Source organism: Sphingopyxis soli (assembly GCF_018682675.1).
Classification (GTDB): Bacteria; Pseudomonadota; Alphaproteobacteria; order Sphingomonadales; family Sphingomonadaceae; genus Sphingopyxis; species Sphingopyxis soli.
The window spans coordinates 17,363-30,881 of the sequence record NZ_JAFMTR010000109.1; the positions used below are offsets into that span (position 1 = coordinate 17,363).

Annotated in this window: 8 protein-coding genes; 2 read left to right on the forward strand and 6 right to left on the reverse strand. The window is 65.9% G+C overall.

The window, feature by feature from the left end:
• Positions 1 to 2: 2 nt before the first annotated feature.
• Both J1N50_RS16240 and J1N50_RS16245 read right to left on the reverse strand, forming a co-directional pair.
• Entirely contained in the window at positions 3 to 1,565 is a 1,563-nt protein-coding gene (locus tag J1N50_RS16240; RefSeq protein ID WP_215355624.1) for a tryptophan halogenase family protein, read from the reverse strand.
• Between the two features lie 103 nt (positions 1,566 to 1,668).
• Complete coding sequence (locus tag J1N50_RS16245; protein ID WP_215355626.1) at positions 1,669 to 4,674, reverse strand: TonB-dependent receptor; 3,006 nt, start codon at positions 4,672 to 4,674, stop codon at positions 1,669 to 1,671.
• Between the two features lie 348 nt (positions 4,675 to 5,022).
• Between J1N50_RS16245 and J1N50_RS16250 the strand changes: the two genes are divergently transcribed.
• Both J1N50_RS16250 and J1N50_RS18040 read left to right on the forward strand, forming a co-directional pair.
• On the forward strand, positions 5,023 to 6,168 hold the full coding sequence (locus J1N50_RS16250; RefSeq protein WP_215355628.1) for a transglutaminase-like cysteine peptidase: 1,146 nt from the start codon (positions 5,023 to 5,025) through the stop codon (positions 6,166 to 6,168).
• Between the two features lie 629 nt (positions 6,169 to 6,797).
• Positions 6,798 to 7,436: a LuxR C-terminal-related transcriptional regulator gene (locus J1N50_RS18040; protein WP_215355630.1), complete on the forward strand. Its 639-nt coding sequence runs from the start codon at positions 6,798 to 6,800 to the stop codon at positions 7,434 to 7,436.
• Between the two features lie 121 nt (positions 7,437 to 7,557).
• On the opposite strand, the gene J1N50_RS16260 is transcribed toward J1N50_RS18040, so the two are convergent.
• Genes J1N50_RS16260 through J1N50_RS16275 form a run of 4 tightly spaced genes read right to left on the reverse strand, consistent with a single transcriptional unit; the run spans position 7,558 to position 13,467 of the window.
• Positions 7,558 to 8,829, reverse strand: a complete 1,272-nt coding sequence (locus J1N50_RS16260; protein ID WP_215355633.1) for an HlyD family type I secretion periplasmic adaptor subunit — start codon at positions 8,827 to 8,829, stop codon at positions 7,558 to 7,560.
• Entirely contained in the window at positions 8,826 to 9,890 is a 1,065-nt protein-coding gene (locus J1N50_RS16265) for a cell wall hydrolase (protein WP_215355635.1), read from the reverse strand. Before J1N50_RS16265 ends, J1N50_RS16260 begins: the two co-directional genes overlap by 4 nt.
• Complete coding sequence (locus tag J1N50_RS16270) at positions 9,887 to 12,055, reverse strand: type I secretion system permease/ATPase (RefSeq protein ID WP_246553665.1); 2,169 nt, start codon at positions 12,053 to 12,055, stop codon at positions 9,887 to 9,889. Before J1N50_RS16270 ends, J1N50_RS16265 begins: the two co-directional genes overlap by 4 nt.
• Before the next feature lie 14 nt (positions 12,056 to 12,069).
• Positions 12,070 to 13,467 carry a TolC family outer membrane protein gene (locus tag J1N50_RS16275; RefSeq protein WP_215355637.1) on the reverse strand — a complete coding sequence of 466 codons (1,398 nt, stop codon included), beginning with the start codon at positions 13,465 to 13,467 and terminating at the stop codon, positions 12,070 to 12,072.
• Positions 13,468 to 13,519: the final 52 nt, after the last annotated feature.

Sequence of the window (13,519 nt, forward strand, 5' to 3'; positions counted from 1 at the left end):
TTCTATTCGGCGGCAGCTTCTGCTGCGGCGGGGCGCTCGGCGGCGAGCGCGTCGAGATAGGCGCGGTTGGTCGGCAGACCGGCGGCGAGCGTGCGGGCGCGCTGGCGCATCTCGGCAAGCGCGGCCACCGCGCCGTCGCTGGCGGGCCAGCCCGCGGGCGGCGGGAAGCCCATGCCGTAGAGGATATATTGATGGCTCTGCGCCGAGAAAATCTCGTCGATGTAGGGGAAATCCGACGATGACGGCGGCTGGTCGCGCCACAGCGTCAAAAGATCGGCGAGGTGCGGCGGAATATGGTCGGGGTCGCGGTGGGCGCGCCAATAGGGCTCCTCGCGGCGGCTCAGCACATAGTGGAGCTTCAGAAACTCGATGATGCGATCCCAGCGATAGCGGAACAGCTTGTTGAAGCGCCCGGCATGGATATCCATCGCGGCGCGGTCGGCCGGGAAATTGTCGGTCAGCGCGCGCAGCGACAGTTCGATCAGGACGATCGCCGAGGCTTCGAGCGGTTCGATGAACCCCGCCGCCAACCCGATCGACAGGCAGTTCTTTTCCCAGAAGCGCGCGCGGTGTCCGGTGCGAAAGCTGATATGCTTGAACGGCACGCCGAACGCCTTGGTCTCCGGAACCGCACCGGGCAGTTCGCGCGCGATATAGTCGCGCAGGATCGTCTCGGCGCGTTCGTCATCGATGAAGCGGCTCGAATAGACGCAGCCGATGCCACGCCGCGACGGCAGCCCGATGTCCCAGATCCATCCCGCCTCGTGCGCGGTCGCGATCGTCTGCGAGGCGATCGGGCTGCCCGGTGGCACCGGCACTTGCGATGCGATCGCGCGGTCGTTGAAGGCATGATCGCTGCGGTCGACCCACTCGACCCCCAGCGCACCGTCGATCAGCAGCCCCTTGAAGCCGCTACAGTCGATGAACAGATCGCCTTCGATCTCGCGGCCGCTGCGTGTCGTCAGGGCTGCGATATCGCCATTTTCGGCGTGCCGGACGCCGGTCACATGGTCGAGGATATGGGTAATCAGCGGGTTCCGCTTCGCATGGGCGCCGAGCAGCGCGCCGAATTTCTCGGTCGCGAAATGATAGGCATAGTTGGTCGCGCCCTGATAGCCGGGCATCGCGCGCTGGCGCGGCGCGAGGTGGAGGTCGCAGACCGCGGCCTGCGCGCTCATCGCCGCCGCGAAGGGCTGGTCGGGCGCGGTCGCCTGCCAGGCCGCGAGCAGTTCGCCCATCGGCAGCGGCGGCGGGGTGGTGAAGGGATGGAGATAGCTGTCACCCACCGAGCCGTCGACCCAGCCGTCGAAGCGCGACGCCTGCTTGAACGCCCCGTCGCACGCCGCCAGAAATTCGGCCTCGTCGAGCCCGATGGTCTGGAGCGTCGTGCGCATCGTCGGCCAGGTGCCTTCGCCGACCCCGACGATCGGCACATCGGGCGCCTCGACCACCGTCACCGACAGCGGCGCGGCCTTGGCGCGGCGCGACGTCGCGATCAGCGACGCCGCCAGCCACCCGGCGGTGCCGCCGCCCACGATCACAACCCTCTCGACCTTTTGCGTCATTGGGAACGTTCCTAAGCCACTCGCGGCGATCCGTCACGCAAAAGAGCCGCACCCCGTGGGAGGCGCGGCTCTCTCGCCAACGGGCGGACGGGGGACGCCGCGCCTAGAAGGTGAACCGGACCCCGGCGGCGTAGCGGGCGTAGCCCGGCGACACGAAGCTCACGTTGTTCTTGCTGCGGAGATGCCCGCGGCGTCCTTCGCCCGTCAGGTTGATCGCCTCGACGAAGCCCGTAAGGCCGGGGATGAACTCGTAGCTCGCACTGGCGTCGATCTGCCAATAATCCTCCACATAGAAGGGGTTGGGACCGGTGCCCGAGAGATATTCGTCGCGCCAGTTCCACGCCACACGGCCCTGGAGCGGCCCCTTGTCGTAGAAGAGCACGGCGTTCGCGCTGTCGCTGAGCCCGGTCAGCGCGAACTGCGGAACCGACGATGGCTGCGTATTGTCGTAGGTCGCATCGCCGTTGACGATCGTATAGTTCAGGATGACGCCGAAGCCGGTGTCCCAGAAACTGTGCTGGAGCGCGAATTCCCAGCCGTTCAGCGACGCGGTCTGGTCGCTGTTGATCGGGGTCGTGATCTCGAAATTCAGCAACGGATCGCCAGGGGCGCTGTTGATGATGTTTCCGGTCACCGTGCTCGGGAAGTTGGTGATGATATATTGGCGGATCTGCGCCACCGTCGCGTTGGCGCCGAGCGCGGCGATCGCCGCGTTCCAGCGCGGGCCGCCGACCGGGGTCGTCAGTCCGAACGCATTGGTGTCGATCCGCGTCGACGAGATGAAATTGCTGACATCCTTGTGGAAATAACCGACCGACAGATAGCTTGCCGGGGCGTAATACCATTCCGCCGACAGGTCGATATTCTTCGACTTGTACGGGATCAGGCCCGGGTTACCCTGCGCGCCGGTGCCGCCGCCGACGCGGAACAGCGTATCGATGGTGCGGCCGCCCTGCATACTGGCATAGTCGGGACGCGTGATCGTGTGGCTGTACGACGCGCGCAGCTTCACATTCTCCATCGGCGAGACGTCGAGGTCGAACGCCGGCAGCCAATTGTCATACGAGCCCTTGAAGCGCGTGAACTGGCTGTCGCCCGAATAGACGACGTTGAACTCGTTGTCGCCGACCCAGCGCGTGTCGACCGGGACCGGAACAAGCGCCGCCGACGAAATGTCGGTCGTCTCGTAGCGGATGCCGGCGACGAAGTGACCGGGGTTGCCAAACAGGTCGAACACCGCCGCAGCCTGCAAATAGGGCGCCAGCGTCTTCTCGGTGATACGGCGATCGGTGTTGAACTTCGCAAGGCAGGTGCCGGGCACGCCCTGCGCCCCCGTCTGCGGGCTGCTGCAGGTGCCGTAGAGTCCCTCGATCAGGTCGACCATCCGCTCGAAATCGAACTTGTAGAAGCTCTGGATCATCCCCGGCTGCGCCAGACCCGGGAATTTGTCGGGAAGGGTTTCGAGCTCGAAGATGTCGTCGGGAATGTCCGACGCCGGACCCGCGCCGCCCCAGGTGTCGTTCTGGATCGTGCCGAATGCCGAGCGGACCTTGTTCTCGACATAGGAGACGCCGAAGTCGATGCTGTCGAGCAGACCATTGTCATGATCGTAGCGGCCGCGCAGCTGGACCTGGTTGATCTCGTCCCGGAAATAGGCGTTGCGGAAGGCGTTGCCCGTCGGGGTGATCAACGCACGGTTCAGCGGGTCGATTCCGGGATGCATGTTGTACGAGATGACCGGCAGGTCATTCTCGAAATTGACCGTCTGGTTGGCGACGCCGAACACCGCATTGCCGACCGAGATGCTCGACCCATAGTCGTTGACCGGCTTCACCGTCGCGGTCGAATGATGCGCGTCGAGCTCGAAGCTGACGCCATCGGGACCTTCCCAGTTCACATTGAAACCAAGCGACTTGTTCTCGGCGCGCGTCTCGGTGAGCGCGCCGCTGTACGACAGATCCTTGCCGATCGCGCACTGGTTCGGCGGCGGCGGCGACGGCGCGGCGCAGCCCGGTCCCGGGGGACCGAAGCGTTCGGTGTAGAAGATCGGGCCCGCCACCGGACCATCGGTCCACGCGCTCGACGTATCCTCATGGTTGAACCAGACGCCGACGTTGCTGTTGCGGGTCTGAACCGTGTTGCGCGAATAGGTATAGTCGATCGTCGCGGTCAGCCCGTCGGTCGGGCGGAATTGCAACACGGCCTGGCCGTTGATACGCTCGCGATCGATATCGTTGAGGTCGTAGGACGCGTTCTGCGGCACCTGATAGACGTCGGTCGCGTCGGGACGATTGGTGATGTTCGGGAAGCGCGGATCGCCCGGCTGGGCGAGCGAACCCCAGTTGTTTTCGCTGCCCAGATAGCCGTCGCGCCAGCCGACGTTCGCGGTGTTCGTGCTCGACTTGCGCTTCTGGTAGGAACCGCTGATCGCGAAACCGATGGTGTCATCGGCAAAGGTCGTGCTGAAGATGCCCGACACTTCGGGGGTGACCGAATCGCCGCTGTTGCGGGAGGAATCGACCACCGCCTTCGCCGACAGGCTGCCGTACATGCCCGGCTTGTCGAGCGGGCGCGGTGTGCGGATGTTGATCGACGAGCCGATGCCGCCCGATTCGATCGTCGCGCGGCCGCTCTTGTAGACCTCGACCCCCGAGATCGATTCCGAGGCGAGGTTGGCGAAGTCGAACGAACGCGACGAAGGCGCGCTGCCGCCGTCGCCGATGAAGGCGGTCGGCATCTGGCGCCCGTTGAGCGTCACGAGGTTGAATTCGGGTCCGAAGCCGCGAACGGTGACCAGCGAGCCTTCGCCGTTCGACCGGTCGATCGAGACACCGGTGATGCGCTGAAGCGATTCGGCGAGGTTGGTGTCGGGGAATTTGCCGATGTCTTCGGCCGAGATCGCGTCGACCACGCCCTGCGCATTGCGCTTGATATCGGCCGACGCCTCGAGGCTGGCGCGAATACCGGTGACGACGATCTCGTCGCCCACGCTGTCGCTGCTGTCCGCCGGAGCTTCCTGCGCCATAGCTGCCTGGGCCGCGCCCATCAGCGACAGCGCCGACGTGCCGACCAAAAATTTGGCGAGCCAATGCTTATGCGAAGCCTGCATCCCGTAACCCTCCCAAATGCGCCGTTCTGGTGACGGCATTCGAAAAATGTGAACGTTCACCTAGATGATAACGTTCTCTTTGTCAATGCACATGCGGGCATTTCTTCTGTTCGACACCGATCCCGACAAGAGGGTTCCGCAGCGACGCCCCGCCCGGTTTCCGGCCGGAAACAGCGGGAAATGCGATGGGCCGGAGCAGCGGGAGATACCGGCTGCTCTCGGGTGCGAAGCTCCATTGACTACGAATTCCATCCCGCCCGTGCACCACTGCCGCCCGGCATTCGCAAGACGCGATCGCAGGGTCCATTAAGCCAATCCTTACCTTGTTCGGGCACCTGTCGCAGCATGATGAGCCGGCTTCTCTCATCCTGCCCGACGCTGACTCGCGCCGCAATCGCGGCGGCGGCAATGCTCGCGGCGACCGCCGCGCAAGCCGCGATCGACACCGACGTCGCGAAAACCGGCAACCGAAAACCGGTCTGGTTCGAAGCCACGGCATGCGGCGACCTCGCCAATGCCGCCATCCCGGCGTCGATCGCTCGGCCGGCCGGCGAGCCCTACCGGCAATTGAGCGCGCTCGACCGGATGCGCCTGCGCCAGGAGGGCGCCTTGCTGGAGCCCGCCGCGGCAGACCGCGCTTCGTCGACCGGCCCGACGCTGGCGATGTCGCCGGCAAGTCCGGCCACCTGCTCCGGGCGTTCGGCCGTACCCGGTCGGCTCTCGGACTCCGCGACCTTCGAACCCGCTGCGAACGACCGGGAGTCCGAACTCGGCACGGTGGCGCTCCCGGTCGCTCATACCCGCTTCGACGCCCGCTGGGACCGCGTCCGGCGGGCGGCCCCGGCGCCGCTGATGCGCGCCGAACTGCGCAAGGCCGGAGTGACCGCCGGGATCGACGAGCGCGATTTGCTCCAGCGTGTGAACCAGGGAGTCAATCGCAGCCTCACCTATGTCGAGGACGAGCGCAATTACGGCCAGCGTGATTTCTGGGCGACCGCCGGGGAAACGATCGCGCGCCGCCGCGGCGATTGCGAGGATTTCGCGATCCTGAAAATGCAGATGCTGCGCGCCGCCGGGATCGACGACGCCCACATGAAACTCGTCCTGCTGCGCGATCTCGCGCTGGGCGCCGACCATGCGGTGTTGCTCGTCCGGTCGAAGGATGGCTGGTTGGCACTCGATAATATGACCGACCGTCTCTATGGCGGCCCGCAAGCCGACGAGATGCGGCCGATGCTGTCGTTCAGCGGCGCGCAGCGCTGGGTCCACGGCTATGCCGACCGCCAGCCCGCGCCAGCGCGGCTCGCTGTTCCGGGACATTCCGATGCCGCGTCGGCGCGGATAGGAAATTGGACGATGGCGAGGCTTGACCGACGGCCCGAAAAGACCGCAGCAACGCGCGACGCCGCGACCGGCTTCGTGCTGGCCAGCCTCACGGCCGCGCGGACCGTGCGCGACATGGTCGGTCGGCGGCGGCTGTTCGAAACGCGATAGCAAGGCACGCGGCCACCCTAACGATACGGGCCGCAATATCGTGCCAGTTCGGCAGTATCGCGCGCGACGCGACTCGCCGCGTATCGACTCTGCGCGCGACTCGGGCCATGGCCTAAATGATTAAGGATTGCGCCCGAACCGATCATATTCTGGGACACTTAGCCCGCACGTCGGCGGCGGGCGTTCTATCCATAGGGGTAGCACCGCATTGCTCGGTCCCGCACCCATGCATCATTTAACATTCTGCATTTCATGTGTTAAGCAGAGCCCACTCGCCGGAAGGGCCGGCAGGGGAGAAGGGGAGCGGGAACCGGCGCTACCTCTTTGGGGGTAGAGGGCTGAATCCCGATGGAATCCCTAAGCAAATTGTATAACCATATTTGCAGTAAATCGATCACGAATCGAAAAAGTTAACGCGATTTAACAAAACAAACGATCCGGGTTTGATGATCGTCGGGGACATGCGGTTCGAGTGAGGTTGAAAAACAAAATGGGTTGCCTTGACTGAACTTTCAGGGAGGCGGGTGATGTTGGAGGTGGTTCAAATTTCGCTGGTGGCGAAAAACGAAATCGCAAGGGAGGGTTTGCGAAACATACTTTCGAGTGACAATTTTCGGATCGAAGCCTCGGTGTCGGATGTATCGGCGCTTCTCGATCCGGACGGGAATATCGAACGCGACGACGACCATCATGTGATCGTCATCGACAGTGGAAACGCAGGTTTCGGGCTCGACGCGTGCCGCAGGCTCGCCGCGAAGCGAAGCAGGACGCGGCTGGCGCTGCTCATGGACCATTATTCCTTCGAGGACGTGGTCGAAGCGTTCCAGATCGGCGCCGACGGCGTCATCATCAAGGAAATTTCCTGCGCGCCGCTCACCGAATCGATCCGGCTGGTGGCGCTTGGCGAAAAGGTTTTCCCGTCGCAGCTGGTCAACAATCTGACGAGCTGGATTCCGACCGCGATGGCGGGCGACTGGAAGGTCAGCGCGGCGTCGGTCGGCCTTTCCGACCGCGAGATCGAGATTCTCGAAAGCATCATGGCGGGCATGGCGAACAAGGTCATCGCGCGGCAGTTCGGGATCTGCGAAGCCACGGTGAAGGTGCATGTGAAGGCGATCCTCCGCAAGCTGGGGGTCGAGAACCGCACCCAGGCCGCGACGTGGGGAGTGAAAAACGGTTTAGGTGAACCGGTGCAGCTCAATTTGCGGGAGGTACGGCCGGCGCGGGCTCTCCCCAAGCTGTCACCGGTCACGGGACGGTCGGCCTGATCGCCCCGAAAAGCCGAACGGGACGACGCGCAGCCTCCCGTAGCTTGCGACAAGCACAACAAAAGCGGGCTCCGGATCGAAATCCGGAGCCCGCTTTCATTCCGGTCCCGACCGGCGGCGATCAGCGTTCGGTAAAGGCTTCCGAGCGCGCCCGCAGGAAAGGCTTGAACAAGTAGCTGAGCACGCTCTTCTTGCCCGTGATCACCTCGACGTCGCAGATCATGCCGGGGCTGATCGGCAGCTTGCGCTGCCCGCTCTTGAGATAAGCGACGTCGGTCTCGACGACGACGGTGAAATAGGCCTCCTTCGCGACCTCGTCATAGATGCTGTCGGCCGAGACCTGCACGACGCGGCCCGACAAGGCGCCATAGATGGCGAAGTCATAGGCCGTGACCTTCACGTTCGCGCGGTCGCCGACCTTGATGAACGCGATGTCGCGCGGCGCGACGCGCGCCTCGACGAGCAATTTGTCGCCGACGGGCACGACCTGCATGATCTTCTGCCCTGCCTGGACGAAGCCGCCGACCGTCGTGACCTGCACGTCGTTGACGATCCCGTTGACCGGCGAGCGGATTTCGCTGCGATCCCGGCGCCCGGCGGCCCCGCGCAGCGATTCCGAATTCACCGCCATCTTGGCGATCAGCTGGTTGCGTTCGTTGAGCGCCTCCTGCCGGAACTGCAGTCCCGCCTCGGACATCTGCGCGCGCGCCTCGCTGATCGCCGCCGAGGCGCGCGAGGCCGCCTGTTCGGCGGCGGCGAGCTTGCCGCGGATTTCGGTCGCCTCGCGCCGGGCGTTGAGCAATTCGGTCTGCGGAACGATCGATTTGGCCGCGAGCGGTTCGAGCAGGTCGACCTGATTCTGCGCAAGGCCGAGGCTGGACTTCAGCGACGCGATCGTCGCCTGCGCCTCGTCATAATCGCGGCGGCGCTGCTCGACCGCGGCCGCAAGCGCGGCCTGCCGGCTCTTCAGCGCCGCAGCGCGCACCGATTGCAGGTCGGCCTCCTGGCTGCATTCGGCCTGGCTTTGCCCGGGGCCGCAAGCGGCGCCCGCGCCGCTGCCGCTCCCCTCGCGCCCCAGCCGCGCCGCGCGCGCGGCAAGCGAGCGGTTCTCGGCCTCGATCTGGCCGAGCTGCGACGAGGATTCGGTGTCGTCGAGCCGGACCAGCAACTGGCCCCGGCGCACCGGCTGACCCGGCCGGACGACGATGTCGAGGATCGTCGCCGGTTCCGACGACTGGACGACCTGCGCCTTGCTGGAGGGGATGACGCGGCCCTGTCCGCGCGTCACCTCCTCGACCTTGGCGAAGCTCGCCCAACTCACGAAAACGAACAGCCCGACAGCCGACGCCAGGATCACCCGGCGGGTTCCCACATAGGAGCGCGCCCTGATCACAAACCGCTCTCCTTCAATCCGATGTCATAGTCGCCGCCCTGTTGCGCCGCGATCATCCGCGACGCGCGGCTCGCTTCCTCGGGCGCCGGGATCGCGAGCTCCCAGCCCTTGGCGGTGTCGAGACGGCCGCCATTGTCGTTTTCGGCGCGCCGGTCCTGCAGCGCGGCGGTCGGGTCGCCCGCCGCCGCGAGCGTCCGCCCGTCGCCACCTGCGCCCCCGCCGTCCTTCGCCAGCGACGCGCGCGGCAGGATTGCCGGGATCGCCTCCATTCCGCTGTAGCGGCCCGAAAAGGCGCCCGGCGTGCCCCAGCGGCCCGGCCAGCGATAGAAGATATGCGCGCCGATCTGCGCGAGCTTGACCAGCTTGGGCGCCCAATAGGGCGACACATAATTGGCGTGATAATGGGTCGCATAGCCGACCGCGGGCTCGACATAGCCGTTGAGGGCGGCAAGCGCGACCTCCTCGGCTTCCTTCCACGCCTCGGCATTGGGGCGCCGCTTCAGCGAGCCGTCGCAGGTGAAGCTGAACTGGCACACCGGCCGGTTCACGCCCTGATAGACGACGCCGCACACCGATTTCGGGAAAGCGGGATGCATCATGCGATTGAGCACGACCTGCGCGACCGCGCGCCGTCCCTTGACCGGTTCGAACCCGGCCTCGAAATAGACCGCCTGCGTCAGGCATTTGAGCGCGGTCAGCCGCGCGATCTGGTCGGCGGCCACCGGCTCGAAGGGCCGCGCCTTCACGACCGGGCCGTGGGCGAAGGGAATCGCCTCGTTGCGCGTGATCGCGGTTTCGGGCGCCTCGACGATCATCTGCGCGGGGTCTTCGGTCAGCTTGATCAGCTCGACCATCTCGCGATCGAGCTTGGGCGGCGGCGCCGCGTCCTGCGCATGATAGTCGGCATCGCCGACGCCAAACAGATCACCGAGCTGCGCCCACAGCGCGTTCGAAGTCAGCAGCGACACGACGACGACGATCCCGACGAGCCATAACGCCGTGCGACGATTGTCGTCGGCAGCGACGGTGCCATAGCGGCGGGGGGCGACGACTGCGCTCATGGCAGCGTCCGCTGTGCGAGGATTTCGTCGCGCGGGCCGTCGGCGACGATCCGGCCATTGTCCATCACGATCAGCCGGTCGACGAGGTTCAGCACCGCCATCCGGTGCGTCGCGAGGATCAGTGTCTGGCCGGCGGGGATCGCGGTCCGCAACCGGTCGACGAACATTTGCTCGGTCTGGCTGTCCATTGCCCCGGTCGGCTCGTCGAGGAAGAGCAGATGCGCCGGGGTCACCAGCGCACGCGCCAGCACCAGAAAGCTGCGCTGGCCGCCCGACAGGCGCGAGCCGCGTTCGCCGATGTGGAAATCGAACCCGGTGGCGTCGCGGCCGATGAAAGCATCGGCGCCCGACCGCTTCACCGCCTCGATGATCGCGGCGTCGTTCGCTTCGTTCGCGCCGACGAGCAGATTCTCCCGCACCGTGCCGCTGAACAGCTCGGCGTCCTGCCCGACGAAGCGCAGCGTTTCGCGAAGGTCGTGCGGATCATATTGTCGGCTTTCGAGGCCGTCGATGCGATAGCTGCCGGCGGTGGGGTCATAGAGACCGCAAAGCAGGCGGCCGAGCGTCGATTTGCCCGACGCGACGCGGCCGATCAGCCCGATGCGCTCGCCGGGCTCGATCGTCAGGCTGATGTCGGCGAGCGCCTCGCGCTCGGTCTCGGGATAGCAGAACCCCGCATGGTCGAGCTGCAGGCGCCCGTCGCGAATTGCCGGCGTGATCGAGCGGCTGCCTTTCTCGCGCTCGTCCTCCTGGTCCATCAGCAATTGCAGGCTGTTCAGCGTGACGAAGGCTTGCCGCCCGCGCGTCATCAGGAAGGCGAGCTGTCCGACCGGCGCGAGCGAGCGGCTGGCGAGCATGACGATGGCGATGATCGCGCCCATCGAGATGATGCCGGCGTTGAACAGATAGAAGCCGCCGATGATCAGCGCGATGCTCGTTCCCTGCTGACAGAGCGTGGCGAGGTTGACCGCGGTCGCGGTCAGCTTGCGCATCTCCTCCTGCGTATAGGCGTTCGAGGCCGAGAGCCGCCGCCACTTGCCGAGCATTCGCCCTTCGGCGCGGCACGCCTTCACCGTTTCGAGGCTGCCGATCGATTCGATCAGCGTCGTCTGGAGCAGGCTGGCGTCGACCTGCGCGTCGGCGACCGCAAGGCTCATCCGCCGCTGGAGCACCCAGCCCATGACGAGCATGATCGCCATCGAAACGATCGGAATCACCGCCAGCCAGCCGCCCAGCAGCGCGATCAGGCCGACGAAGACGAAGAGGAAGAGGATGTCGGTGACCAGCACCACGGTGGTCGAGGCGAAGAAATCGCGCACCTGCTCATATTCGGTCACGCGCCGCGCGAGCGCGCCGGTGCTGCCGCGCTGTGTCGCGAGCGGCAGGTTCAATACCTTGTCGAGCAGGCGCTGCGACAGCCGCGCGTCGATCCCGCGTCCGACCTCGTCGATCAGCCCGGTGCGGGCGAGCCGCAACCCATATTCGACCGCGATCGCGAACATCGCGCCGAGCGCGAGCACCCACAGGCTCGACGCCGCCTTGTTCGGGATGATGCGGTCATAGACGTTCATCGTGAACAGCGGCATCGCGAAGGCGAGCAGGCTGATCAGGAACGACGCGAGCATGACATAGGCATATTGCCCGCGCTCCTTCCACACCTCGCTCCAGAACCAGTGGTGCTTCGCCGCCTCGTCCCACGGCCGCTCGCGCGCCGCCTCGCTCGACGGATCGTGGCGCACGATCACGCCCTGCCCCGAATAGGCGGCCTCGAGCTGCGCCCGGTCGACGCCGATATCGACGCTTGCCCCCGGCAGGCGCACCGAACAGGCATCGCCATCGAGATCGGTGAGGATCAGCGGCCGTTCGCCATCGACGAGCAGAATCGCGGGCACGTCCTGCGTGTTCCAGCCCGCCAGCGGCCGGCGCACGAGATGGCAGCGCAGCCCGACGGCGTCGAGCGCATGGTCGATCTGGTCGAGCGGGACGAACCCGTCCTCGTCGAGCGCCAGCCCCTTCTTGACGCGTCCCTCGGCGAAGGGGCGCTCGAACATCGCCGCGATGCCGGCGACCGTATCGAGCAGCTCGTCACCCGCGGCAGATTCCGCCCGCCAGCTTTCGAACCCCGTCATCAGCGAAACGTCGCGAAGGCGGCGGGCTCCACGCATATGACCCGGAAAATTCACCGCGGTTCCCGCATCGACGCCGGGTCGGTCTGCGGCGCGGTCCGGACCTTGAAACGCTCGCGCGCGTTCGCAGTCGCGGCCTTCGGCGGCGCGACCTCCATCGCGGCGAGCAGGTCATTGAGCGCCGCCAGCAATTTGAACTCGGCATAGAATTGCGCGAATTTGGCGGTCTCGGCGCGCACCTGGACATTGTAGCGCGTGTTTTGCGCATCCAGCACGTCGAGCAGCGAGCGGCGGCCGACGTTGAACTGGGCGCGGTACGACCGCAGCAGTTCGTCCGAGACGCGGCTCTGCTCCTCCAGCTCCTTGACCAGCCTGCCCTGCGCGTCCCACGTATTCCAAGCGACGCGCACATCCTCCTCGGCCTCGCGCACCATCTGGTCGACGCGGAAGCGCGCTTCGCGCTCGCGGCGGTACATCTCCTGCACCTTCGCCTTCTTGATCCCGCCGTTGAATATGTCCCAGCGCATCACGACGCCCGCCTGCAGGTCGTTGGTTTCGCCGCGGAAGCCGTCGATATCGTCGCCGATCCGCGCATTGCCCTCGAGCGCGAGCGTCGGCATCTGCTCGGCCTTCGCCTTGCCGACCATCGCGTGCGCTGCGTCGAGATCGGCCTGCGCCTCGCGCACCCGGGGGTTGCGTTCGCGCGCGCGGGCGAGCGCTTCTTCGAGCGAGGCGGGGATATTGCCCGCGAGCGACGGCGGCAACGAGGCACCGTCGACGAGTTCGAGCCCGGTCAGCGTGCGAAACGACGCCCCGGTGTTGACGAGGTCGAGGTTGGACTCGGTCAATCGCGCCTGCGCCGCCTGCTGGCGCTCCTCGGCCTGCTGCTGGTCGGCGATGCTGAGCGAGCCCTTGGCGACACCCTCACGCAGGTCTGCCACGAGCCTGGAGTGGAAATCGATATTGTCCTGCGACGCCGCGACGATGCGTTGCTGCAGCAGATAGTCGAGATATTGGCGCGTCACCTGCAGCGCGATGAACTGCGAGCGTTCCTCGACGCGAAAGGCGGCGCCGTCGGTGCGCGATGCCTGGCGCTTCACCTCCTTGCTCCGCACGCCGCCGTCGAACAGCATCTGTTCGATGCGCAGGCTGCCCTCGACCGGATAAAGCTTGTCGTCGGCGATGCCGAGGTTGCGCCGGGTGCCGTTTTCAAGCCGGCGGATTCCCGCCGATCCCTCGACCGAAACGCGCGGCAGGAACAGGCCTTGCGCCTGTTCGCGCTCGAACTCGATCGCGGTGCGGTTTTCGACCGCCTGGTTGATCTCGGGGTTGGTCTGCATCGCCGTTTCGACCGCGGTCTTGAGCTCGACACGCTGCGCGCGCGCTGGTCCCGATATCGCGACGACAGCGACGGCGGTGAGCAACAAGGCTGCTGTACGGATGTTCGGCATCTTACTTCCCCTGCATTTCCCTCGGCTGTCTTCGGAGGATCGCGGTGCCTGC